The following is a 23,777-nucleotide window of genomic DNA, read 5'->3' as shown; positions in this document are numbered from 1 at the left end:
AATGCTTTTTCGCCGTATTTTGACGTGCGTTAGGTCGATAAAGCATACAAAAATAGAGGTTATTTCTAACAAGTTGCAGTGCATCAAGTTAATTTTGATTGCGAGAGTGCAAGCTTAATCTACGACTTAGAAAAGGGGTGAATAGCATGTTTCAATTTATGACCTCCACACGCATTATCTTCGGAGAGGGCGCTCTGAATTCTTCACTGTCAGTCATAAATCAGTACGGTTATAGCGTTCTTCTCGTGACAGGCAAAAGTTTAGAGCGCGCCACACCAATTATACGCTACTTGAAATCCCAAGGAATGCGCTACCAGCATGTTTCTATTCATGGGGAGCCCAATATCACCATGATTGAAGAGACGGCATTAGCGGGTCGAAAATTTAAGCCAGATATGGTGGTTGCGATCGGCGGTGGAAGTGTCCTTGATATGGGCAAAGCACTAGCAGCAGTGATCCCCAACCAAGGGGATGTGTACGACTATGTTGAGGTCGTTGGTCGTAATGTGCCACTGAAATCTAAGCCGTTACCTTATATTGCCATTCCCACTACAGCCAGTACTGGCTCCGAAGTAACCAAAAACGCAGTGCTGCGCTCCGGGCAAGACCAAGTCAAGGTGAGTCTGCGTAGTCCCGATATGCTGGCCGATGTAGCCATTGTCGACCCAACGTTAACCTACGGCACTGATAAGTATTTGTCAGGGCGGGGTGCAATGGATGCATTTACCCACTTAATGGAAGCCTATGTATGCGGAGAGCCAAACCCGCTTACCGATATGATTTGCGAAGAAGGGCTTCGTCGCTTGGCGCAATCGATGGTTGCCGGTTGCCTGCAAGATGACCACCGAGCTCGCTCAGATATATCTTTCGCTGCCATGTTGGGCGGGATGGCCATTTCTAATGCCAAGTTAGGTGCGGCTCAGGGTCTTGCGTCTGCTCTCGGAGGTAAGCTAGATGCTCCCCATAGCGTGATTACCGCTCGGTTAGCCCCTTACGTGATGTCGGAAAACATAAAGGCCGCTCTTATAGCAGGACGTAGCGATGTGCTTAGTCGCTATACCAAGCTCGCACAAATACTAACGGGGCGAGTTAATGCTCATCGAGATGATGCAATCTTGTGGGTGAATATGATGTTAGAAAAACTCAGCATTCCCACCTTAGATACGTTTGGCGTCTGCACGACATCGTTTGAAATGGTCGCAGATGACGCGATGAAAACGGTGGCAATCAAAGGCAACCCTCTACCACTTACTAAAGAGCGTTTACGCTATATTCTTGAACATGTTTGTAAATGTGGTGGCGCGTGTGAAGAAGACTCTGCAATCGCTTCAACTATGGCAGCAGGGATATTGAAAATTAGTGTGGCTGAAGATGAAAGTCGCTATTCGAAAAGCTAACAGTATTATCAGATAGAAATGAAAAAGCGGAGCATGATGCTCCGCTTTTTTAGAACTGTGACAGCTTGTCGTAACGCGAGTCTTTTAAGACATCTTTAACGCGCTTAAGGTTTTCTCTAAAACCAGAACCGCGACGCAGCGTAAAGCCGGTTGCAAGAACATCAATGACAGTCATCTGCACGACTCGACTCGCCATCGGCATGTAAACATCCGTATCTTCTGGCACATCAAGTGAAATAGACAGAGAGCTGGCTTTATCAAGTGGCGAGTCTTTTGCGGTGATAGCAATAACAGTCGCGCCATTCTCACGTGCAAGGTTCGCAATCTCAACTTGGCTCTTAGTACGACCAGTATGTGAAATCAATACGATCACATCGTTGTCTGTACAGTTGATGCAGCTCATACGTTGCATCACAATGTCTTCGAAACAAGTGATTGGGATATTAAAGCGAATAAACTTGTTTTGCGCGTCTTTTGCAACGGCAGATGACGCACCTAAACCAAAGAATGAAATGCGTTTCGCCTGAGTCAGTAGATCAACCGCTCGGTTAACTTGCATTGCATCTAAGCTGTTTTTTGCCACATCCAGACAAGCCATCGTAGATTCGAAAATCTTATGCGTGTACGCATCTGGGCCATCATCTTCTTCGACATTACGGTTCACATAAGGTGTACCGTTAGCCAGACTTTGTGCTAAGTGAAGTTTGAAGTCCGGGAAACCTTTGGTATCCAAACGGCGGCAAAAACGGTTAACAGTTGGCTCACTCACATCAGCCATTTTAGCCAGTGTAGCAATACTAGAATGGATAGCAGTCTGAGGCGATGCCATAATAACTTCAGCAACTTTGCGCTCTGACTTACTAAAATTTTCTAGGTTCTTTTGAATTTTTTCTAATGTGTTCATAGTGTTCACGAGGGTATAGAGAACAACTCACTGGATATACCCGAAATTATTGATAGGAAACAAACTGTTCCCTAAAAGAGTAAATGCAATCCAGCGCCATGGAGCCAGTATAAACCTAAGCAAAAGGTTTGCGGCAACTTTTCTACTAGGGAATTGGCCAATATATGACAAGCCTCAAACTAAATTTTGGCTAAACTACAGAATTCAATAGTGTATCGCTAAAATTTTAAACGTTGAGGCTATCATTGATAGAGAAATTACACTTTTCTAGAAAGAAAATTTCAGTTTTAGCTCTGTGAATGATTGATGACATCAACCAATCGTTCAATTTTCTCCATAAGCTTGGGAGCTTGCTTTGCAATTTCTCGTTGCTCTTTGAGAACGGAACCCAAAATGTCACAACCTGTGAGTGGGTTAGCAAGAACAACTCGGAATACGATGGTATTCAATCGTCCCCAACGTTCTGGGTTTAAGCGTGTGCGTGAGACAAAGGATTTACCAGTTTCACGCTGACGTTTTTGAATAAACTTAGTCAACTCATTAAGCAGGTCATTGAGCTCTTGTCTCTGCTGAACTGAAGAGCGTTCAAGCGCGGCTTGAATGTGACTTGGTACATAGCGATAGGTGAGTAAGCAAAGCTCAGGCTCAGAAACCAGTTCGAAATCATCTTGCTGTTCGATGTGGCCTGCGAAGAACTTCGCTTTTTCAATGCTTTGGTCGATAAGCAGTTCATAGCCTGGGCGGCTGATAATATGCATTGCAGCATAAACCAACATCGCCATTCCTGAGCGAGAACCCTCAAGCGTATGACTACCTAAGTCTTTTGAACCTTTACGTAAAATATACTGAGCGTGGTGCTCGATTGATTTCATCGCATCAGGATTTTTAAACAGTACCATTCCGGCACCCATAGGGATGTACAACTGTTTATGAGCATCGATGGTGACGGAATCAGCTAGCTCAACACCATCAAGAAGGTGGCGGTAGTTGTTCGACATCAGTGTCGCACCGCCCCATGCAGCATCAACATGGAAATGGCAATCTTCTTGTTGGCAGATCTGCGCAATAGATTTAAGCGGGTCAATGCTACCGGTTTCTGTTGTACCAGCAACACCAATCACGGCGAACGGCTTAATGTTTTGTGCTTTTAGCTCGACGATTTTTTCATGTAGAGCATCAGGGCAAATTCGATTGTTATTGTCTGTTTTGACCGCGACAAGGCCTTCTTGGCCAATACCTAATACATCGGCTGCTTTTTTCAGCGAATAGTGGCCGCGTTCAGAGACAAGTACCGCAAGACCTTCATAGCCATAATGTTTCATGGCTTTAAACAGACCTTCTTTTTCGACGCCTTTGAAGTTTCCTTGAGCACGTAAAGCATTGTTACGAGCTACCCAGAGCGCAGTAATGTTAGCGATGGTACCACCGGAGCAGAATGCCCCTAATGAGTGGTTTGCACTGTGCATCCATTGACTATAAAACTTGTCGTCTTGACCGTAAATGAGTCGATGTAGCATGCCAAGAACTTGGCGCTCTAAAGGAGTGAAAGCTTTGGAAGTCTCGATTTTAACCAAGTTTTGGTTAAGCGCGATCATAATCTTAGACAGCGGCATTAAGAAATAGGGTAGTGCCGACGTCATATGACCAATAAAGCTTGGCGCAGAAGTATGAACCGAATGCGAGACTAAAGAATCTAGCAAATGCTGAGTATGCTCTGAAACAAATTCGGGTTGCTCAGGAATTGAGGCATTAGAAAAGTCTTTCTCTATCTCTAGCAGTGGTTTTTCTTCTGCGACGATGTGTTCGCGCAGAAACTTGTTCAAGTTGCGCGATAACTTTTCTTCAATTCTTGTTAGCGTTGAGTCTGGCCCTTCAGGTACTGTGAAAATTCGGAGTAAACTCTCGAAGCTCACATCAGCCGTTTTATGTTCCGATACCATACAGCTTACATTGCTCTAATCTTTTTTATTGCAGCGCGACAATCTAAACGAAAACGGGACCAAAGTCCCGTCTTAATTAACGAATCTTAGATTTTGTAATGCACCCGTCGCAGAACTCTGTTAAAGACCCTACGATTAATGGTACTACTCACATTTGATCGATTCTAGCTGCTTAATTGAAGAATTGTAACGCTGAAGCGCGCTATCAATTTTTGTTGGGTGGCTAAGTAAATCAGCGAACGCAGAGCGAAGCTCATAGTTCTTTTCGTGCGGTTTTGCTTGGCGATCACCAAAGGTCACTTTGGCTAGTTGACCCAGTTCATCGCTACGAGAGGCAAGTACTTTAATGTCTTTCTGTTCTAATTGCAGCCAAGCCTCGACCGGTTGCTCAGTGGCTACTTTGGTTTGGTCTTCTGTTAAGTAATAATGAACCGCAGCACGATTTAGCTCGAAGTGATGTTTGCGGCCTTCTAGGAACCAATCGCTTACTTCTGTTAGCTCTGGGTATTGCTCAGAGGTCAAACTTGCTAAATCTTCATACCAGTGGAGTGAAGCGTCGATGTACGCGTCATATTTTTTTGCTAGACAAGTGTTATCTGCCGCAGCAGCGAATGTAGAGGTAGTGCCTAGCAGCAATGCAACGAGCATGCGTTTCATAATGATTCCTTTTGAAGTTTTATCTTATTATTTTTCTGTTTAGATCACTCTAAACAACTTGGGCTGACTAATAAGGGCCAATAATAGAAAAATTACCGATTGATTCCTGCGATCTAGCCTGCAAGTGAGACAAAGAACAACATCATTACTGGTACAAGTAGGCTGAGTATGAAGCCACTAACGATTGCGATAGGGACACATCTCACCCCTCCGGTTGTTTGAATCACAGGCAGAGTAAAGTCCATTGCTGTTGCCCCGGCATAACCGATCGAAGTACATGGCTTAGTACGAATGAATAGCGGGATCAGAATTAGAGCGACTAGTTCGCGCAGTAATTCAATCATAAATGATGCACCGCCGTAGACTGGACCAAATGCATCACCCATCAAAATACCCGCCAAAGAGTACCAACCGAAACCGGAAGCCATCGCTAGCCCTCGGTAGATATCGATATCAAGGATCAGAGCAGAGACGATGCCACCCACCATCGAGCTAACAATAATGACTAGCGCAATAACCATACCGTGCTTATTGAGGAGGATCTGTCGCAGGGTGAGTCCGCTGTTGCGAAGCTGAATACCAATAAAAAATAGCAACAGGAATAGAATCCATTCGCTCGCAGTATCGACCCAGCTAAGATCGAAAGGCAGTGCCAATCCGACAATCAAACCACTACCGACGACTAAAATGAGTTTGGCAGACTCCATCGCCATCGAAGAAAGGGGCAGTTTCTTGTTGCTGACATCGGTTTTAATAGGCATCAACTTGTCAACAAATGGCAGTACTGCCAAATTCGCTAGGCTCAAGCAAATGAAGAAAACTGCAGTGGTCTTTAGAATCAGTTGCAGGTTTTGGCCAAGGTTATCCAACCCCGCCAAACTGAGGCCCATTAACGACAAAATAACGTAGATAAGGTTAGAAGTAGTAACGTTTATTGTGTCGAGAGTTGATTTTTTGGATATAGAAATTAGATACCCCACCACCAATGGGGCAAAGATAAATATCATCCCTGAAAACATGGTACATCCTGTCTAGTGGTTATAAGCCACTTGCACTAATAAGTTCATCAATCTGTGTGTTGAACTCACTATCACTTAAATTACTGAGTTTGTACAGTATATCCGCGCCGGTGACATCGATTTCGACAGTATGTTCGTCTATTGCGTCATCTTTACGACGATACATCAATATATGATTAGCGATGCGCGCGATATCTAAATAAGTGATCAGATGTTCTGCTGGTTGGAGAGTTTGGTTAGAGGCAACTTCGAGGAAGTCATTGTCAAATCCCCAGCTATCGAGGACAAGCTTACTCGCCTTCGAGCATTGTCTATCAAAAATTTGGAATGCGATATCTTCGTCAAGGTAATTCCCTTGCTCAAGATAGTTATGGTATTCGTTGACGATACAGAACAGACCAATATCGGCGAGAAGGCCGCACAAGAGCGCTTTATCGGTTTCAATATGACGATATTGTGCTTGTTGACTCTCTTTGAACCCACGAGCGACCAACACCATAGTCGCCGCAAGCTCACGGGATGTCGTTGCACTTTCTATGAGGATGTTGTTACACGAGTGGCTGAGATTAATGGAATGCTTGAGCTGTTCGATTGCTTGGGCTGTTACGATGTCGCGTACGCGCAAAATACCAAGTCGAGAAACAGCGGTAACGAGATCGGTGCAAGTGATATTGCGGCGATTAAAAATGACAGAGTTTGCCACGCGGATAACAATTGCGGCAAGGCCAGGGTCTTCAAGTAATAAGTCTGCGACGTCTGAAATCGTCGTTGATTCTTGAGTGCATTGTTGCTGAATCTTGAGAACAACATCAGGAATAGGAGGAAGAGATATTTTCCTAGAGCTAATTGAGTGCTCAATCAGACTAAAAAACTCAGATTCGATGCCTTTAAGCAACAGATCGCCGTTTTCTGGCAACCAGTAAAAAGATAGGTGATTCATATAAACTTTAGAATTATGCCACTGTTTACAGTGTAACGTTTCTAGGCGCATATTAGCAAATGATTGATCACTATTATTGATATTTTTCGTAGCATTTTATTGGTGAATTACTGACGCCTTTTATAAATGCCAAAAGTATTAAGGTGTGATTTACTTCCCAATAAACCGCTAATTATCTCTGTTTGATGTGATTCATGCACAGACTTATTTCGTTTCGTTAACTATCATTTACCTTACTTGTTATCGCTTAAGTTAAACAATAAAAAACAATGTAACTTAAGTGAGTTTTAAATTTTTCGCTTATAACTGCTGCTATCTGGTGATCATAACTAATCGGGGTTTTAGATTAAGGATCAATGGATATGACAGAGCAACAATTTATTCAGTACGTGACAAAATTCGGTGACTTCCAAAAGCGTTCGATGTTTGGCGGTACAGGTTTGTTTAGAGAAGAAGCAATGTTCGCACTGTTAAGTGCAGACAAAATATTTATTCGTGGTGGTGAGAAACTCGATCAGCAACTAAATCAGCTTGGCTGTGAGAAATACCGCCATGTTAAGAAACAAACGACAGCGACAGTAAACTATTACGATATCACCGAGCTGTTCACTACAAAGCATGAAGACTTAGCTGAACTGGTTGAGCAGTCTATCTCTTTTTCAGTCTCTCAACGTGAGTTTAAGCGCTCTTCAGCGAACCGACGCTTACGTGATTTACCAAATATGCAATTAACTCTTGAGCGTATGGTGAAGAAGGCGGGCGTAGACGATGTGGAAACCTTCCTAGAACTCGGTGCGCCAGCAGTATTTTCGCGAGTGAAGCAAGCGTACGGTAGTGATGTCGACGTGAAGTTATTATGGAAGTTTGCTGGTGCGATCGAAGGTATTCACTGGAAACTGATTCAAGAACCGCGTAAGCGTCAACTATTGGCGAATTGTCACTAATTTAGCCGACAAAAATGCTCAGATGCAAAAGGATTTGCATTAAAAAAGCCGAGGTATCAACCTCGGCTTTTTAGTATCGGTAACGCTTAGAACTTAAAGCGTGTAGTGAACATGAACTGATCACCATAGTAGTCGTTGATGCGCAGTTCACCACCTAGAGAGAATAGCTCTGTAGAGTGGAATCGTACGTATGCTGAACCAATCCAATCATCATTGTCATCGATTGATACGTAACCACCTTTACCACCCACTTCAAGTTGTGGACCTAACCACTGGCGAACACCTAGGTTCAGTTCCATACCTGTGTCAGTACCTTTTGCTGCGCCGTCATCGACTAGGCGGAAAAGCATTTCACCAGTAAGGTCTGCCCAGTTGTTGATTGGGGCGTGGAAACCGAACCCCGCTGCTGCATCGTAATCGCCTTCGAACTCAGAGTCGATACGGCCGATTAGGTGTGCATTTGGGTGTACGGATTTGCTCATTGCGGCACCAAAAGTAACCGGGCTTGCGCCGATACGAGCTTCTAGGTAGTCATAACTAAAGTTGCTCATTACCGCCGGGCTGTTTGGGTCGGTTTGAGCAAAAGATTGACCAGATGCTAGCACGAGTGCTGCAGCTAAGATTGTTTTACGCATATTGACGATAAACCTATATCTTGTGAATTTCCTTGGTCTTTAGCGACGGGCGCCATGACGTTTAATACGACATGATAATGCATCATAGCGACTGCCACTATAGAAATGTCATTGTTTTGTCGTTATTTATATAAGAAAGCAATACACGTGCCAAGCTTTGTTCGATTATTCACCATAGTTGATTCGATTTTGTGCGACGGCCTCGAATATTTTCTCAGTGTCTAGCGCTGCGGCCCAAGGAATTAGGTCTTGTTCGTTATCGATGATGTAAGTCGTTAACTGCTGTTTCACCGCTTGACGGAGTTCATCTCCTCGCCACGGTTTAGCTATGTAAAAGTCTAGGCTGGAATGATTGACGGCTTCGACTGTATCTTCTAAGCCCGCTTGTCCGGTGAGTAATAGCTTTCGAGTGGTGGCCGTATCCGGTTGCTCATTTAATTCAATCAAGAATTGGATCCCAGTTTGGTCAGGCATGATGTGATCACAAACAATAAGCGCCAATTTTATGTCTTGCTGGTTACATTCATCAATCAATTGTTTGGCTTCTTGAACGGATTCTGCCGCTTCTAATAAAAAGTATTCTTCAAAACAATCTAAGTCTTGAATGACGCTGTCTAATACTTCACGTTCGTCATCAACACATAAAATGAGGTATTTGTTCATTCATGGCTCCTTGCTGTTAACTGAGGTTGGCTAACCGGTAGCCAAACTGACATTTGGGTAAACTGGTCCCGACATGACTCGACGAATATTTTTCCGCCATGTTGATGGATGATTTGTTGGCAGATAGACAGGCCGATGCCTAATCCAAAATTACCTTCTTTCTTGGTGGTAAAGTTTAAAGAGAAAATATTGTCGATAATTTCTTCAGGGATACCGCAGCCGTTATCCGTAAATGAAATAACCGCCCATTGTTGATCGTCTTGTTCGGCAAGCTCGGTACGTACTGTCAGCATGCCTTTGTCTGGAAAAGCATCAATCGCATTGGAAATTAGGTTGGTCCACACTTGTTGCAATGCGATAGGTAAACAAGGCAGTTGAGGGAGCTCGTGATAGTCTCGCTCAACGGTATGGAATTTGAGTTTGTTTTCAAAGATCACCAAAGTATCTTCGATACCCTCATGAATATCGGTGACATGAAAACGCTCATCATTCGGTCGCGCATAGCCTTTTAAACTTTTGACCATATCGGCGATTCGCCCTGCGCACACTCCAATCGACCTAAGCGTACTGCCTGCGAGGTAATATTCTTCTAGCCGTTCTAAGCGTTCTAAAGTGGCTTCTGGAGATTGCTTGGATTGGTCGAACCAACGATTTTGCTGTTCAAGCCCTAGTTTGACGAGCTTTTTGGCGATACGTCTATTATCGACATGTTGATTGACTTGATTGGCCAAATCGCGTTCGGCGGCGGTTGATTTTGGCCTTTGAGTTAACCCAAGTTGAAGGACAGCAATGCCATCATCCCCAACTTGATCAATAGCTCGGGCGTCAATTAGGGTTTGAATTTTATTGGTTAGCGTTTCAGTGCCCCTTAAGATCGCCGCAATCGGGTTATTCAGTTCGTGTGCTACACCAGAGACTAGCTGACCGAGCATCGCCATTTTCTCACGCTCAATCAGTTGCTGATGAGCATCTTCCAGTGACTCAAGGGTTTTTTGCAGCTCTAACTTGGTGTTGATACTGCGTTGTAAGCGGCGGTTAAAATGACGTAAGAGTAGGTTAGTGAACAGAGGCAGCAGCGAGGTGTCCGAATGCATCACCTTGGCAAATACTTTACGGTCGAGCTTAATGACTTCAGTTTCGGTAAGCGTTACTGCGGTAGAAAAAGAGGGCTCACCGGTGACAAACGACATACCACCAACAATGTTACCTTGCGAGTGGCGTACTACTTCTCGTTGGACACCTATGTCATCTTTCTTATATAGCGCGACCGTTCCCTTGGTAATGAACCACAGAAACTGGTTTTCTTCGCCTTCTGTGGTCAGGAGGTGGTCTGAAGAATAGGTCCGTTTCGCGCGGGTTTCGTCTTCTTTAGCAAAGAATTCTAATAGTGCTGTGGTGACTTGTTCCACTAACTGCTGATCGGAAAGGCTGTGATGGTCAGTGATAAATCCTTCACGATAGTGACGCATTTTTTGGTCAATATGAGTGCGAAGTAATCGGTGTTGGTCGAGGATTTGGCTGTAGGAAAGCAGATTCTCTTTGTCATTTTCAATGATAAAAGTGGTCAGTTCTTTCTGCGCGGTTTTGTGAACCAAGTTATCTTGCAAAGGTTTGGTCAAACAATGATCGAGTCTGCCGTCGTTGACCGCTGACAAAATTGCTTGGATGTCTTGGCCGCAACTGATCAGAATCTTTCGCGCCGTCTTAGTGTGTTGGTTTTTATCGAGTTGAATTAGGAAGTCGGCGCCGTTGAATGACTCATGATGACTGGCGATGACCAAGGCGACGGTCTGCTTTCGTTCGGTGCAAAAGGCTAGAGCGGCGTTTGCTTCCTCGATACATTCGGCACTATGCAAGTCGAACTTAGCGGCGAAAGGGCTAAGTTCGCGACGTAGTTGCTCAATACTAATCGGGTTACTGTCTAAACAGAGTACGGAAAATTGATTCACAAGTAGGCTACACTTTAAACACTGACACTAGTTACAGTAACAAGTATTCAAGGTAGGGACTGGGAGCTAGATATGAGATTTTTGATTGTTTTTGCTTGAAAGCCAATACACTGATTTATCTCAATGTTTTTTCGTGTAGACTGAAACAAATCTTAATATAAGAAATGAATACCATGGAACTAAAAAAACTCGGTGCCATCGGCGGTGCCATTGCGCTTGCATTGTGTTGGCCTCTCGCGGTTGGCCAAATTGGTCAGTCTGTGATTAAAGACGGTATTACGAACCTTTCTTCGGACTCAGTTAAAGCTGAAATTGTCGACTATGATCGCGGCTATCTATCTTCGACAGTCACCACGCGTTATACCGTGCTCGACCCAGTGTTAGCAGAACAACTGGCGATTGACGGCATACCTTCTGAGATTGTAGTAAACAGTGATATCAGCCATGGCCTATTTAGCTTAAGCGCTGAGTCGGTTTTACAAGACATGCCCGAGTTTCCTTTGACGCTGAATACCACTACCCAGCTCAACGGTAATACCGACTTCGACTTACAACTGAGTGCTTGGAACCAAGTCAGCGAAGGCGTGGATGGTGCAATTGTGTCAGTGACCCCATCGACACTGAAAGGCCACGTGAGTGTGTTAGGTGATATTACCTACGACTTAGACGTCCCATCGGTTGAGATTGATTTTAACTCAGGCGAAAAAGTCTTGATGTCTGGTCTGAGCGGTCAAGGCACAGGCAAGAAAATGAACAGTTTTTGGCTGGGCGAACAGACCCTTAAAGTCACCGAAGCTTCTGTAGTGAATATCGACCAAACGCCGCTATTTAGCATGCATGACAGCCAGTACACGTTCCGTAGTTCATTCGATGAAATGGCTAAGACGGTCAGCAGTCAGCACCAAGTTGATCTTAATGATCTACTCACAAGCGATGGTAAGGTGGATAGTGTTTCTATTGACCTTGCATTTGGCGACTTAGATAGCGAGTCGTTCGAGAAGCTGGTTAATCTGTATCAAAATAACCCAATGCTCACCAGTGCTGATATCGAAACGGCAATTCCATATGTAGAAAACTTATTCTCGAAAGGTTTTTACCTAGCGATGAATAAAATGGCGGTGAAGCTTAGTGAAGATAGCGAGTTTGAGTCTAAGTGGAAAATTACGGTTCCTGAAGGCACAAGCAATGTTACCCAAAATCCAGCAATGATATTGCCTGCATTAACGGGCGACTTAAATACCTTTTTCTCTAGTGGGTTGGTAACAGAATACCCATTTATCAAGCAAGGTATTGACGAAGCGATGGTGATGGAGCTGATTCAAGAGACCGAGCAGGGCTATCAAATCCAAGCTGAGCTAAAAGAAGGTAACTTGGTGTTTGAAAATGGTCAGCAAATTCCATTGATGGCATTACTTCTACCAGCATTAATGCAACCATAATTGCCACATTTGGCGGCTTAAAGTGAAAAGAGGTCTTAAGACCTCTTTTCTTGCTTTTTATAAGCAGTAAAACATGGTATTAATCGGGTAATTAGTTTATTGAATCATCTGCAAGGAAAGACAAATGGGCAATGTGTTTAACTTTAGTGCGGGTCCGGCGGCCCTACCTAAAGCTGTGATGGAAAAAGCGCAAAAGGAATTGGTTGATTGGAACAACCTAGGCACTTCTGTCATGGAGATCAGCCACCGTAGCAAAGAGTTTATTCAGGTGGCAGAAGAAGCAGAGCAAGATCTGCGTGACTTACTCAATATTCCTGACAACTACAAAGTTCTGTTTTGCCAAGGTGGTGCGCGCGCTCAGTTTGCGGCGGTTCCACTAAACCTATTGGGTGGCGCTAAAAAAGCAACGTATGTTGACGCGGGTTACTGGGCAGAAAGTGCAATTGATGAAGCAAGCAAATATTGTCAGGTTGATACCTTCGTAGCCAAAACGGAGATTGATGGTAAAGCTGCTGTTATCAATGCGTCAGATTGGAAAATTGACCCGGAAGCGGCCTATGTTCATTTCTGTCCAAATGAAACCATTGATGGTATCGAAATCTCAGAACTGCCTCAGACTGATAAACCAATCGTAGCGGACATGTCATCAACCATTCTGTCTCGTGAGATTGATGTTGCCAAATATGGCGTTATTTATGCGGGCGCACAGAAGAACATCGGTCCTGCGGGCATTTGTATCGCCATCGTTCGAGATGACTTGCTTGAGTTAGCTAACGACTTACTGCCTAGCTTTATGAGCTATAAAGTTCTGGCTGAGAAAGACTCCATGTTCAACACTCCACCAACGTTTGCTTGGTACCTTTCTGGCTTAGTGTTTAAGTGGCTGAAAGAGCAAGGTGGCGTGGCTGCGATGGAAAGCGTTAATAAGCAGAAAGCAGAACTTCTTTACCAACAGATTGATAACTCAGACTTCTATATTAACAACGTTCACGCTCAGAACCGTTCGCGTATGAATGTACCATTCCAATTGGCTAAGCCTGAGCTAGACGCTGCGTTCCTTGAGCAAGCAGCGGAGCGAGGATTGGTTTCGCTAAAAGGCCACCGTGCAGTCGGAGGCATGCGTGCATCAATTTACAACGCGATGTCGCTTGAAGGCGTACAGGCTCTTGTTGAGTTTATGAAAGAGTTTGAAGCAGCAAACGCTTAATTTTCTCTCTTCATATCAATGTAAAGGTCTAGCTCTCTCGGGCTAGACCTTTTTTATTGCTAAATCGCGCTCACTATTTATTTATGAACTAGGCTTATTTACTAGGTTATTGATAAAAGGGTCGTTAAGTTGGGGCGCTTTCCACTTTTTATTGGCCTTGGGGCCGCTATTTTTCTTATCCAAGTTGTGCTGGTGGGGTTTACTGTACCGGCGATGTTCTCTGCTGGCTTCATCACCGCTCTGTTCTATTTTCTACTGGTTGGATTCAACTTTACTACGAACAGCGCTTACCAAAAATCGACTCAATCTCTTGCCAGTGTGCTGCTGCCCAAAGTTCGCCAGCAGGCTGAAACCTCATGTGATTTTTCCCATCAAGCGATCAATGAATTGAGTACCAAAGTTCAATCGATGAGAACGCTTTCGAGCCGCATAAAACAAATTGATGACGCTCCAAGTGATGAGGTCAAGCAATACAGAGAGCAAATGGAGCAGGTTTATAAAGAAGTATTGGTGTTACTGCAATTTGGCGACCGCCTTCATCAACAACAAAGCGGAATCGTTGAAGGAGTACAGATCATTGAAGCTGCGATCGAACGGCTAGATAGCTGTGGCTGGGATGAAGATGAAATTCGTGAGGCGCTTGATGTCATCGAGCAAAAAACGCGAGTCGAGAGTAATAAGTCGCCTCATGATGAGGGTAGCTTAACGTTTTTTTAGGGATGGATGATGCAGAAAACAATCATGGTAGTCGATGACTCTGAATCGTTAAGACAGGTGGTCAGCATTGCTTTAGAAGGGGCAGGCTATCGAGTTATTGAAGCGAAGGATGGTCTTGACGGTTTAGCGCAGTTAACCGGCGATAAGGTGCATCTGATTATTAGTGACGTCAATATGCCCAACATGAATGGTATCGACTTCGTCAAACAACTAAAAACCTTACCTAAATACAAGTTTACCCCTGTCATTATGCTTACAACGGAGAGTCAGCAGTACTTAATGGAAGAAGGGAGAAAAGCGGGCGCCAAGGCATGGATGGTCAAACCGTTTCGCCCTGAGCAGATGCTAGAAGCTGTCAGTAAGCTATTGAGTTAGTGAGGGGTAGTAATGTCAATGCACGTCTACGTATTGCCAGCAGAGCTAACCATTTATGAGGTGGAGCAGACTCATAGTGAAATGGTCGCGGCCTTACATGAACATGAGGATGTCTCACTAGATGCGCAATACGTGACGGAAATGGATTCTGCTGGCTTTCAATTGGTTATTTGGTTTATCTGTCACCAAAGTCGGGTTGAGCATCAAACCAAGCTCCTAAACCTTGCCCCCGCAGTATGTGTTTATCTCGAGTTGTTTGGCATCACGGATCTCATTGAGTAGGTGGCAAAATGGCAGAGTTTGACCGAGCAATTCAAATCTTTATCAACGAGTCCTTAGAGCTAACGGATGACGTTGAGCAATCCTTGCTCAATCAGCAACTCCTTACGCACCACTTTTCCGATTGGATCGACGAGTTGTTTCGCGCCATACATACCATCAAAGGCAATGCGGGGCTGTTCGGCTTCGATGAAATCACCACATTAGCTCACGCGATGGAATCGGTATTGGATCAAGTCCGCCAACGTACTACACCAGTTGATGAGCCACTGCTGGAAGTCTTAATGGAAGGCAATGATGTTATTCGTCAGCAGGTCATTGCAGTGAGTTCCAGCAGCCCAATGCCAGATGCTGAAGATGTGCTCGCTAAAGTTCTGCCGTACTTAGTTCAAATCGCCACTGACCGCGCCGCTATTGAAATTAATAAGCCGTCTGATAGCAATTCTGATAGGCATGAGGGTATTTGGCACATTTCGCTCCGCCCTAATATGACGGTATTTCAAGAAGGGTTAGATCCCATCGGTTTCATTCAATATTTAGGCACCAAAGGTGAGCTACAGCGCGTCGCCCTTGTGACTAATGCATTGGAGAAGAGTATTAATGCGGAGGATATGAACGACGGTTTCAAACCGGAAAACAGTTATTTGGGATACGAAATTCGCTTTAAAGGAGAAAGTTCTGAGGAACAAATTTTAGATGCGTTTGAGTTTATTGTTAATGACGCCACGATCGAGATACTGCCGCCGAATAGCCCTGTGGAGCGTTACTATGAACTCGCTCAGCGCCTACCTGAACCCACAGAAACCTTGATTGAAAAGTTTGCCCAGTTAGGTGCAATCGACGCCGAGCAATCTAAGCAGTGGCTCGAAGCCCATCAAATTCCGTCCGGTATTGAAGCTACGTCTTCCTCAATCCCATCGCCAATTAAGAGTTCAAAAACGTTAAGGGTGGAAGCGGAAAAGCTCGACCAACTGATCGACTTAGTTGGAGAGATGGTGATCATGGGCGCAAGAACCAATCTACTCGCTCATCAAACGGGTAACGAACCCTTGATTGAATCGATGGCGCTGCTTGAGAGATTAGTTGAAAACATTCGCGATAGTTCTTTGCAACTTCGAATGGTGCAAATTGGAGATACCTTCAGCAAGTTTAAACGCATTGTTCGCGATACTTCGCTTGAATTGGGCAAACAAGTTGAATTAGTGGTGAGTGGTGCAGATACCGAACTGGACAAGACCTTCGTTGAGAAACTGAGTGACCCGCTTACCCATCTAGTGCGCAATGCGATTGACCACGGAATCGAGTCAACCAGCAAGCGGGAAAAGGTCGGTAAACCGAGCTGTGGCACGATACGCCTTAATGCTTACCATGACTCTGGTTCGATTGTGATTGAGGTGGTCGATGACGGTAAAGGTATCGATGAACAAAGAGTGATAGAACATGCGCGAAAATTGGGGTTAGTCAGGGCAGAAGAGAGCTTAACAAAGCGCGAAATATGGAAATTGGTGTTTGAGCCGGGCTTCTCGACTAGTGATCAAGTGACGGATCTTTCTGGCCGTGGTGTAGGTATGGATGTGGTGAAGCGCAATATTGAACTGCTGAGAGGCAGCATTGAGATTGAGAGCGAAGCGGGGCAAGGTAGCCGCTTTATCATCCGTTTGCCGCTGACGCTATCCATTGTTGATGGCTTCATGTTTAAGGTTGGTGGCGGAGACTATGTTATCCCTCTTGATAGTGTTGTTGAGTGCTTGGAGCTCAATGAAGTGAGTGAGTCCAATAGCAGCAGAGACAAAAAATACGTCAATCTTCGTGATGAAGTGTTGCCGTTCTTACGGCTCTCAGAATGGTTTGGGCTTGAGTCATCAACACCAATCGAGCAAGAAGCGCTGATTGTTATTCAACTGGGCTCGTTAAGAGCTGGGTTGGTAGTAGATAGTTTAAGCGGAGAGTTTCAAACCGTGGTTAAACCGTTAGGTCCATTGTTTGAAGGACTGGAAGGGGTCAGTGGGGCAACAATACTCGGTAGTGGTGAAGTGGCCATAATCCTAGATATTTTTGCCTTGATTCAAACCGCATTGAGCCCAACGGAACGAATAAATGCAGAGCGCTTTAACTGATGAGCTGAGCGCAATTTTAAATGTTGCAACAGGCTACGAATAAGTGGTTTTTGTTGCTAGGGAGAGCAGCATGATTGGTAAGTTATCGATCAAGAACAAGATAATTGTTGCTATGTGCACAATGGGAATTCTGCTACTTGTGATTGCAGTTTCTGTGCAGTTAAAAAATCGAACCATTGAAACTTATGCGATTAGTGTCGGCCAAGAAGAGATTCCGAAAGTTATCTTGTCCTTGAGCATGCTTGATGAGTTAGGGGACATGAACTCAAATGTGCTCGAGTTCATTACCGGCGAAGCAGAAGAGAAAGTCGACTTTTTGGAAAATTACACTGAATTTGTCACCTTCTTTGAAAGCTTGAAACAGCTAGAGTCTATCGATCCCGTTGTGATTCGTCAGATAGACGATCTTTCTCAGCGTTACTATGAAGACATGCTTGACCTAGTGTTCAATAAGTTTGATCCCAGCCTAGAAAGCCGTGCGGTGGATAAGTACAACTATCTCATCAATGAGTTCGCTGACCCCTTAGAAGCCAAGCTCGATACGTTGAAAGAAGAAGAGGTGGCAGACGCAGGTCGAACCGGTGATTTTCAAGAAATCCTCAACGACGATTTACCCGGTGTGCGACTTTATCTAGAGCTCATTGATGAAGAAGGCGACATGATGTCTGCACTAAATGCGTATATGCGTGGTGAAGTTGGTGCAGTAAATGCGTTTGAGAAAGAAGCACGAAATTTTGCTCAGTACTTAAGTGAAATCAAGCCATTAGAACGCAAGCCAGAAGAGATAAAAAGCCTAGCCTTTGTCGAACAAATGTACCTTGAGCTCTATAACGGTGGTAAAGATATTTTCGCTACTTATAGCCCTAGAGATAAGCTGGTGGCAGCAGAACAAATCGATAAGTTAGAGCATGAAGTATTCAGCAAATTGGAGAAGATCCTCGATGAGATCAGTATCAGTGCCAACAATCAAAGTACTGAGTCGTTAGATCAACTTGTCGACCAAGCACGCGAAAGTATCTCATTAGTGTGGGGCTTGTTGGGCGTAGCCGTACTGTTGGCATTTGTCACTGCAATGTTCTTGATTAAAGGTATTGTATTGCCGATTAAAGCGCTGTCAGAAGCCGCTGAAGACCTGCGCTCTGGGGAAGGGGATTTGACGCGCCGAATCCCAGATTTTGGCCGCGATGAGATTGGTGAAACAGCGAAAAGCTTTAATGGCTTCCTCGATAAGTTGCAAAACATCATGTTAGATATTCAACGCTCAGTTGAAGCCATTGCGCACAGTACCAATGAAGTCTCAACGACTTCGCAGATGTTAAGCACGACCTCAAGCCAGCTTGCTTCCAGTGTCGAAGAGACCAGTGCCTCGCTAGATCAAATGAGCTCGTCCATTTCGATGAATACTGAGAACTCTAAAGTGACCAATGGAATTGCAACACAATCCAGCTCGGAAGCGAATGAAGGGGGCAAAGCAGTAAATGATACGGTGAACGCAATGACTGCGATTGCGGAAAAAATTGGCATCATCGAAGACATTGCGTACAAGACCAACTTACTGGCATTAAACGCGGCGATTGAGGCCGCAAGGGCGGGTGAGCACGGCAAAGGGTTTGCTGTGGTTGCTGATGAGGTGCGTAAGTTAGCAGAGCGAAGTCAGATTGCTGCGCAAGAGATCAGTACATTGGCAGACAGTAGCGTGAAAGTGGCTCAGCACGCCGGTGACATGCTTAACCGCATGGTGCCAAATATTCAACAAACCGCCGACTTGGTCCAAGAGATCACCGCAGCGTCTACAGAGCAAAGTACCAGTGTTGCCGAAATCAATCGCACTGTATCTCAGCTTGATGAAATCGCCCAACAAAATGCTTCCGCATCGGAAGAGCTTGCGTCGACGGCGGTGATGGTCCAAGAGCAAACCAATGAAATTCGCAGTACGGTGAGTTTTTTCAAGTTAGTCAAAGTTGAAGAAGAACGTTTGAGCGTTAAGAGGAAAAAAGCGCGGACACAAGTAGCGCCGACTCAGCAAGAAAGTGGCTATGTTCCTTTTGATGACTAACAAGTGATGCCGAGTGATGAAAGAAAAATATCTTGAATTCAAAGTGGCAGGAAAGTACTTCGCTTATCCAATCGAAAAGATACGCGAGATCATGGAGTACCCGCAAATCGAAGCTATTTCCGGCGCGCCATCTCAGTTACTAGGTGTGATGAACCTGCGCGGCAGATTGGTTGTCGTGTTCGATATTGCTGCTTGTCTAGGCGAAGAGGTACGCCCCGTTTCAAGCAAGACTTGCGTGATCGTTACCGAAGTGGTGAGAGATGGCCAAACGTATGTGATTGCAAATAAAGTCGATCTCGTTAGACAGGTGATTGATGTTTCGAAAGCGGATCTAGAGCCTATCCCCGAGCTTGGAGGGTACATAGAGTCGCCAATGGTTGGCGGGGTAGCCAAGCTCGAACAGCGTCTGCTTACTATACTTAATGTTGATGCGCTGCTTTCAAACAAGCAATGGTTTTGGGTTTTGGATCAGAATAATCGCTCAGAGGTAAAGCATGAATGAAGCTTTAGATATTGAAGGTTCTCCGGCTCTAGAGATGCTATTGGTTGAGGTAGCAAGTGAGGTGGTTGCTATCCCCATTGATATGGTTAACGAAGTCATTGAGTATGCGAAGATCACCCAAGTTCCCATGTGTGACAAGGAAGTGTGTGGTGTAATTAATGTACGAGGCAGTGTTGTGCCTGTCGTTGATGCGGGGATTCGCCTTGGTATCGGTTCACAGCAAAAATACGACAAGTACAGTTGCATCATCTTGTATGAGTCAATCAGCGATAAGCTACAAGAAAGCGTCATGATTGGTTTAGTGGTTTCTAGGGTGCGCTCGATTAAGTCGATTTCTTTAGATCGCGTATTTGAAAAACCCGCATTCGGGGTTCACATTCCTAACCAATACGTCGCCGATATGGTGGAAGTCGATCAAGATACCATTCCTCTACTGGTCATGTCCGAATTGCTCAACGGCAAGCAAATCAATCAACGCATGCTTAAAAATCAACAAGTGATGTTGTCGCATTGGGAGTCATGAGATGAACTGCGCCCTTAATCGCGAACAATTCCGCTCAATCCAAACTTTAATGGAGCGAAATACCGGCATTCGGTTAGGGGAACATAAACGAATAATGGTGGAGAATCGTCTAGCTTCTAGGCTCAAAGAGACTTGCTGTAATACCTATGATGATTACTTGGCAGTTCTAACGTCGAGTAAGGACGGTATTGAATTACAGCGCTTTATAGATAGGTTGACCACGCATGAAACGCGCTTTTTCCGCGAATCATTCCAGTTTGAACAATTAGCAATGTTACTCGAACAATGGCAGGAAACCTTACCCATAAAAGTGTGGAGTGCTGCATGTTCGACCGGAGAAGAAGTCTACAGTCTCGCCATGGTACTGGAGAAAGTCTTGGGCAATGCGAAATGGTCGGTGTATGGCACTGATATTTCTGAGGCTTCGATACAGCAAGCGATTCTCTGTCAATACGATATCTTGCTTGCAGAGCAAATTCCAACTGACTTGAGGCGAGCCTATTGCTTAAAAGGCGTTGGCGATTATTCAGGGCACTTTACCATTAGCCAATCTCTGCGGCGCTTTTGTCATTTTTCTAAACAAAACGTGCTCAATCCTGATTATGACTTACGCTTTGATATTATATTTTTGCGTAACGTACTGATTTATTTCGATGTCTCAAAGCAAAGAAGCATTATTGAAAATGTCATTGCTCGTTTGAATACTGGCGGCTATCTGTTTCTTGGTCACAGCGAAAACATTCTTAAAGGCCACCCTAAGATGATGTTTGTCGAAAACTGTATCTATCGCAAGGTGGCAGAATGAAACCAATTAATGTGTTTATAGTGGATGACTCAGCGGTTATGCGGCAAGTGCTTGGTGAAGTGATTGAACAAGACCCTCAACTTACCGTGTGTGGCGCTGCGCCGGATCCACTGATTGCCCAGCGGAAAATGAATAAGCAGTGGCCAGATGTCATTGTCCTCGACATCGCAATGCCAAAGATGGATGGCATTGCATTTCTACGTCAAATCATGTCGACTCAGCCAACCCCAACCATCATATGTTCCGCTAAGACAGAAGAAAATCCTCAACTCAGTTTAGAGGCTCTCTCATCAGGGGCGATCGAAGTGATCAATAAGCCTCAGCATCAATTAAATGATTATCTTCATTCTCAGCAAGTGCAGTCTATTCTCAATGCGATTAAGCATGCTGCTAAGGTCAAAGTGAAGCAGTTAAAGTATCTTGGCAGCGAAAGCTATCGAACAAAACAGAATGCCGATGCAATACTAGATTACGAACTCTGTGCCAAAGGGTCTGGAGCAATGAAGGTGATTGTCATCGGTGCATCCACTGGTGGCACGGAGGCGGTTCGTCAATTCTTAAGTCAAACCTCATCAAATACCGCCCCCATTGTCGTTGTCCAACATATGCCAGAAAAATTTACCCGTGCATTCGCCAAGCGGCTTGATGATGAAGTGGCTCAACATGTGGTTGAGGCGGAACAAGGGATGCAGCTTCAGACTGGCTGGGTTTATATCGCGCCGGGCTCCATACACACCATGATAAAACGCATAAATGACGGATATTACCTAGAATTAAAAGACGGCCCGTTGGTCTCGCGACATAAGCCTTCGGTGGATGTGTTGTTTCGTTCTGCTGCGCAAGCCGTGGGTGAAGATGCCATTGGCGTGATCTTAACTGGCATGGGAGACGATGGGGCACAGGGGATGCTGGAGTTACATCAGTCTGGCGCAAGCACATTTGCTCAAAATGAAGAGAGCTGCCTTGTATATGGAATGCCAAAAGAGGCGGTCGAAAAAGGTGGTGTGTCTGGTGTTTATGCTTTGGAACTCTTACCTTACCAAGTACGTAAGTCTTTGGAGACGCGATGAAGAATTTGAGTGACCAAATTGAAGCAATGAATATCGCTTATGTCGTCGTAAATAGTGAAATGCAGGTGTTAGAAATTTCTACCCAAGCGTCGGAGCTATTTAGGGTCGACGGCGGGCAATATCTGTTTGGCTCAAATGTTAGCTTTATTGATGAAGAATTCAATTTTATCGATTTACCAGAGCAGTTGCGCCGCGCAATAGAAGAGCAAATGGAAATCGAGCTAGAGGTTGGCTTGAGTTATCCCGACAAAAATGTGGAATGGGCTAAGCTATCGCTTATTCGCTATAAAGATTTCTATATTATTTCTTTGATAGACCATGGTGAGCTTATCGCCGCTCGTCGTTTGAACCGCCAGCTGTCGACTCAAGACCCTCACACAGGGTTACTATACCGTGAAGCCTTCCTTTCCAAACTCAACCTTCTTGAGCAGAACGGCACCGTCTGCTGCGTAAGGATTTGCAATTATCAACGCATCAATGAAATCTGGGGAACTGCAGTTGCCAATTTAGTGTTCATGGAAGTGCTCTCACGAGTACTGAGTGAGTTGCCTTCAGCGCTGTGCAGTAAGCATTCGACTGACAGTTTTAATCTGTTTATACCCCCAGAGACGGCGTTTGATATTGAGCGGTTTTATTCGCTCCTCAATGAGCCTTTTCATTTTAACCACCGCCACTTCTTCAGCAACGTTGCACTTGGCTATTACGTTGAAAAAGAGGGCGATTCACATGAGCTGAGCCTAAATAAAGCCGAAATGGCGATTCTAGACGTGTTAACCGAACGCGTGCGGCTTGCCGAGTTCCAAGAAGAGCTCGCACGGCAAATTGAGCATCAAAACAACCTAGAAACTGAGTTTAGAGCTGCGTTAAACAAAGACAGGTTAGAGGAAGATTTCTATGTGCTTTTTCAACCTGTCCATGAGACGGATTCACAGCGAGTTGCTGGCGCAGAATGCCTGATACGCTGGACGCTCAATGGGCAATTTGTCTCACCGGTGGAGTTTATTCCCATCGCCGAACGTATCGGTGATATTGGCTTACTGACGCAATTCAATATAGGTCAATTGTCTCGCTTAGTACTCAAATTGGAACAGAAGGGCATTGATACCCAAACACTGTTATTCGCATTAAATATTAGCGTGGTCGAGATCTTGGATGTCGAGTTTATTGATAAGCTAATGTCTTCAATAACTAAGCATCAACTGTCGCCGAACCAAATTAAGTTAGAGTTAACGGAGTCGGCGCTGATCGACAACTTCAACTACGTCAATCAAACCTTAGAAAGACTCCAAGGTTACGGATTTAGAATATCGATTGACGATTTTGGTACCGGTTTTTCGAGCTTAAGTTATTTGTGCCGACTAAGCTTTGATGAGATAAAAATTGACCGAGCGTTTGTAACCAATGTTGTTGAGGATACCAAGCTACAGACGGTGTTTAATTCTGTCGCATTGTTAGCGCAGAATATGATGAAGCCTGTTGTGGCCGAAGGGGTCGAGACGGTTGAACAGCTTGTTTATGCCAAGGCTAAGCAAGTGGAATACATTCAAGGTTTTTACTTTAGTAAGCCGCTTCCAGAAGAGGAGTTCATCAACTATCTACTGGACAGACAGCATACTTGAAACAAAAAAATCGCAGCCTG

At 44.7% G+C, this 23,777-nt stretch carries 22 protein-coding genes; 14 read left to right on the top strand and 8 right to left on the bottom strand.

Annotation, left to right across the window (positions count from 1 at the left end; genetic code table 11):
* The first annotated feature begins 146 nt into the window (after positions 1–146).
* Positions 147–1,397: an iron-containing alcohol dehydrogenase gene (locus ACHUFZ_RS02655; protein ID WP_394125757.1), complete on the top strand. Its 1,251-nt coding sequence runs from the start codon at positions 147–149 to the stop codon at positions 1,395–1,397.
* A 49-nt stretch (positions 1,398–1,446) separates the two neighbouring features.
* Here the strand turns inward: ACHUFZ_RS02655 and ACHUFZ_RS02650 are convergent, their stop codons facing one another.
* The 5 genes from ACHUFZ_RS02650 to ACHUFZ_RS02630 form a co-directional block, all read right to left on the bottom strand.
* Positions 1,447–2,301, bottom strand: a complete 855-nt coding sequence (locus tag ACHUFZ_RS02650; protein ID WP_004414424.1) for a MurR/RpiR family transcriptional regulator — start codon at positions 2,299–2,301, stop codon at positions 1,447–1,449.
* A gap of 287 nt (positions 2,302–2,588) precedes the next feature.
* Positions 2,589–4,241 carry a pyridoxal-dependent aspartate 1-decarboxylase PanP gene (gene panP, locus ACHUFZ_RS02645; RefSeq protein ID WP_394125756.1) on the bottom strand — a complete coding sequence of 551 codons (1,653 nt, stop codon included), beginning with the start codon at positions 4,239–4,241 and terminating at the stop codon, positions 2,589–2,591.
* 144 nt (positions 4,242–4,385) lie between these two features.
* Positions 4,386–4,898, bottom strand: coding sequence for a hypothetical protein (locus tag ACHUFZ_RS02640; RefSeq protein ID WP_394125755.1), 513 nt, complete (start codon positions 4,896–4,898; stop codon positions 4,386–4,388).
* A 113-nt stretch (positions 4,899–5,011) separates the two neighbouring features.
* Positions 5,012–5,917, bottom strand: coding sequence for a LysO family transporter (locus ACHUFZ_RS02635; protein WP_394125754.1), 906 nt, complete (start codon positions 5,915–5,917; stop codon positions 5,012–5,014).
* A gap of 19 nt (positions 5,918–5,936) precedes the next feature.
* Positions 5,937–6,857, bottom strand: coding sequence for an HDOD domain-containing protein (locus tag ACHUFZ_RS02630; RefSeq protein WP_394125753.1), 921 nt, complete (start codon positions 6,855–6,857; stop codon positions 5,937–5,939).
* Positions 6,858–7,213: 356 nt separating this feature from the next.
* Between ACHUFZ_RS02630 and ACHUFZ_RS02625 the strand changes: the two genes are divergently transcribed.
* Positions 7,214–7,801 carry a TfoX/Sxy family DNA transformation protein gene (locus ACHUFZ_RS02625; RefSeq protein WP_394125752.1) on the top strand — a complete coding sequence of 196 codons (588 nt, stop codon included), beginning with the start codon at positions 7,214–7,216 and terminating at the stop codon, positions 7,799–7,801.
* An 86-nt stretch (positions 7,802–7,887) separates the two neighbouring features.
* Here ACHUFZ_RS02625 and ACHUFZ_RS02620 read toward each other — a convergent pair whose 3' ends face one another.
* The 3 genes from ACHUFZ_RS02620 to ACHUFZ_RS02610 all read right to left on the bottom strand — a co-directional run bounded on the left by ACHUFZ_RS02620 (position 7,888) and on the right by ACHUFZ_RS02610 (position 11,048).
* Positions 7,888–8,436, bottom strand: coding sequence for a hypothetical protein (locus ACHUFZ_RS02620; RefSeq protein ID WP_134833779.1), 549 nt, complete (start codon positions 8,434–8,436; stop codon positions 7,888–7,890).
* Positions 8,437–8,601: 165 nt separating this feature from the next.
* On the bottom strand, positions 8,602–9,099 hold the full coding sequence (locus ACHUFZ_RS02615) for a response regulator (RefSeq protein ID WP_394125751.1): 498 nt from the start codon (positions 9,097–9,099) through the stop codon (positions 8,602–8,604).
* Positions 9,096–11,048: an ATP-binding protein gene (locus tag ACHUFZ_RS02610; protein ID WP_394125750.1), complete on the bottom strand. Its 1,953-nt coding sequence runs from the start codon at positions 11,046–11,048 to the stop codon at positions 9,096–9,098. Before ACHUFZ_RS02610 ends, ACHUFZ_RS02615 begins: the two co-directional genes overlap by 4 nt.
* Positions 11,049–11,221: 173 nt before the next feature.
* Between ACHUFZ_RS02610 and ACHUFZ_RS02605 the strand changes: the two genes are divergently transcribed.
* The 12 genes from ACHUFZ_RS02605 to ACHUFZ_RS02550 all read left to right on the top strand — a co-directional run bounded on the left by ACHUFZ_RS02605 (position 11,222) and on the right by ACHUFZ_RS02550 (position 23,757).
* Positions 11,222–12,487 (top strand): DUF945 family protein, encoded by a 1,266-nt coding sequence (locus ACHUFZ_RS02605; RefSeq protein ID WP_394125749.1) that lies wholly within the window; start codon positions 11,222–11,224, stop codon positions 12,485–12,487.
* 124 nt (positions 12,488–12,611) lie between these two features.
* Positions 12,612–13,694: a 3-phosphoserine/phosphohydroxythreonine transaminase gene (gene serC / locus ACHUFZ_RS02600; protein WP_394125748.1), complete on the top strand. Its 1,083-nt coding sequence runs from the start codon at positions 12,612–12,614 to the stop codon at positions 13,692–13,694.
* Between the two features lie 129 nt (positions 13,695–13,823).
* Positions 13,824–14,411 carry a hypothetical protein gene (locus ACHUFZ_RS02595; RefSeq protein WP_394125747.1) on the top strand — a complete coding sequence of 196 codons (588 nt, stop codon included), beginning with the start codon at positions 13,824–13,826 and terminating at the stop codon, positions 14,409–14,411.
* A gap of 9 nt (positions 14,412–14,420) precedes the next feature.
* Positions 14,421–14,786, top strand: coding sequence for a response regulator (locus ACHUFZ_RS02590; protein WP_134833918.1), 366 nt, complete (start codon positions 14,421–14,423; stop codon positions 14,784–14,786).
* Between the two features lie 12 nt (positions 14,787–14,798).
* Positions 14,799–15,068, top strand: a complete 270-nt coding sequence (locus tag ACHUFZ_RS02585; protein WP_394125746.1) for an STAS domain-containing protein — start codon at positions 14,799–14,801, stop codon at positions 15,066–15,068.
* A gap of 8 nt (positions 15,069–15,076) precedes the next feature.
* Entirely contained in the window at positions 15,077–17,182 is a 2,106-nt protein-coding gene (locus ACHUFZ_RS02580) for a chemotaxis protein CheA (RefSeq protein ID WP_394125745.1), read from the top strand.
* A gap of 70 nt (positions 17,183–17,252) precedes the next feature.
* Complete coding sequence (locus tag ACHUFZ_RS02575; protein WP_394125744.1) at positions 17,253–19,238, top strand: methyl-accepting chemotaxis protein; 1,986 nt, start codon at positions 17,253–17,255, stop codon at positions 19,236–19,238.
* A gap of 16 nt (positions 19,239–19,254) precedes the next feature.
* Positions 19,255–19,740, top strand: coding sequence for a chemotaxis protein CheW (locus ACHUFZ_RS02570; protein ID WP_394125845.1), 486 nt, complete (start codon positions 19,255–19,257; stop codon positions 19,738–19,740).
* Positions 19,733–20,263 carry a chemotaxis protein CheW gene (locus tag ACHUFZ_RS02565; RefSeq protein WP_394125743.1) on the top strand — a complete coding sequence of 177 codons (531 nt, stop codon included), beginning with the start codon at positions 19,733–19,735 and terminating at the stop codon, positions 20,261–20,263. Before ACHUFZ_RS02570 ends, ACHUFZ_RS02565 begins: the two co-directional genes overlap by 8 nt.
* Before the next feature lies 1 nt (position 20,264).
* Complete coding sequence (locus tag ACHUFZ_RS02560; RefSeq protein ID WP_394125742.1) at positions 20,265–21,068, top strand: CheR family methyltransferase; 804 nt, start codon at positions 20,265–20,267, stop codon at positions 21,066–21,068.
* Entirely contained in the window at positions 21,065–22,138 is a 1,074-nt protein-coding gene (locus tag ACHUFZ_RS02555; RefSeq protein WP_394125741.1) for a protein-glutamate methylesterase/protein-glutamine glutaminase, read from the top strand. The genes ACHUFZ_RS02560 and ACHUFZ_RS02555 overlap by 4 nt, the downstream gene beginning before the upstream one ends.
* Positions 22,135–23,757, top strand: coding sequence for an EAL domain-containing protein (locus ACHUFZ_RS02550; protein WP_394125740.1), 1,623 nt, complete (start codon positions 22,135–22,137; stop codon positions 23,755–23,757). The genes ACHUFZ_RS02555 and ACHUFZ_RS02550 overlap by 4 nt, the downstream gene beginning before the upstream one ends.
* The last annotated feature ends 20 nt before the right edge of the window (positions 23,758–23,777 follow it).

The sequence above is a fragment of the Vibrio hepatarius genome (assembly GCF_043642085.1).
Lineage (GTDB): Bacteria > Pseudomonadota > Gammaproteobacteria > Enterobacterales > Vibrionaceae > Vibrio > Vibrio hepatarius_C.
The sequence above is the reverse complement of the archived record's forward strand: the minus strand, read 5'-3'. Positions and strand labels throughout refer to the sequence as shown.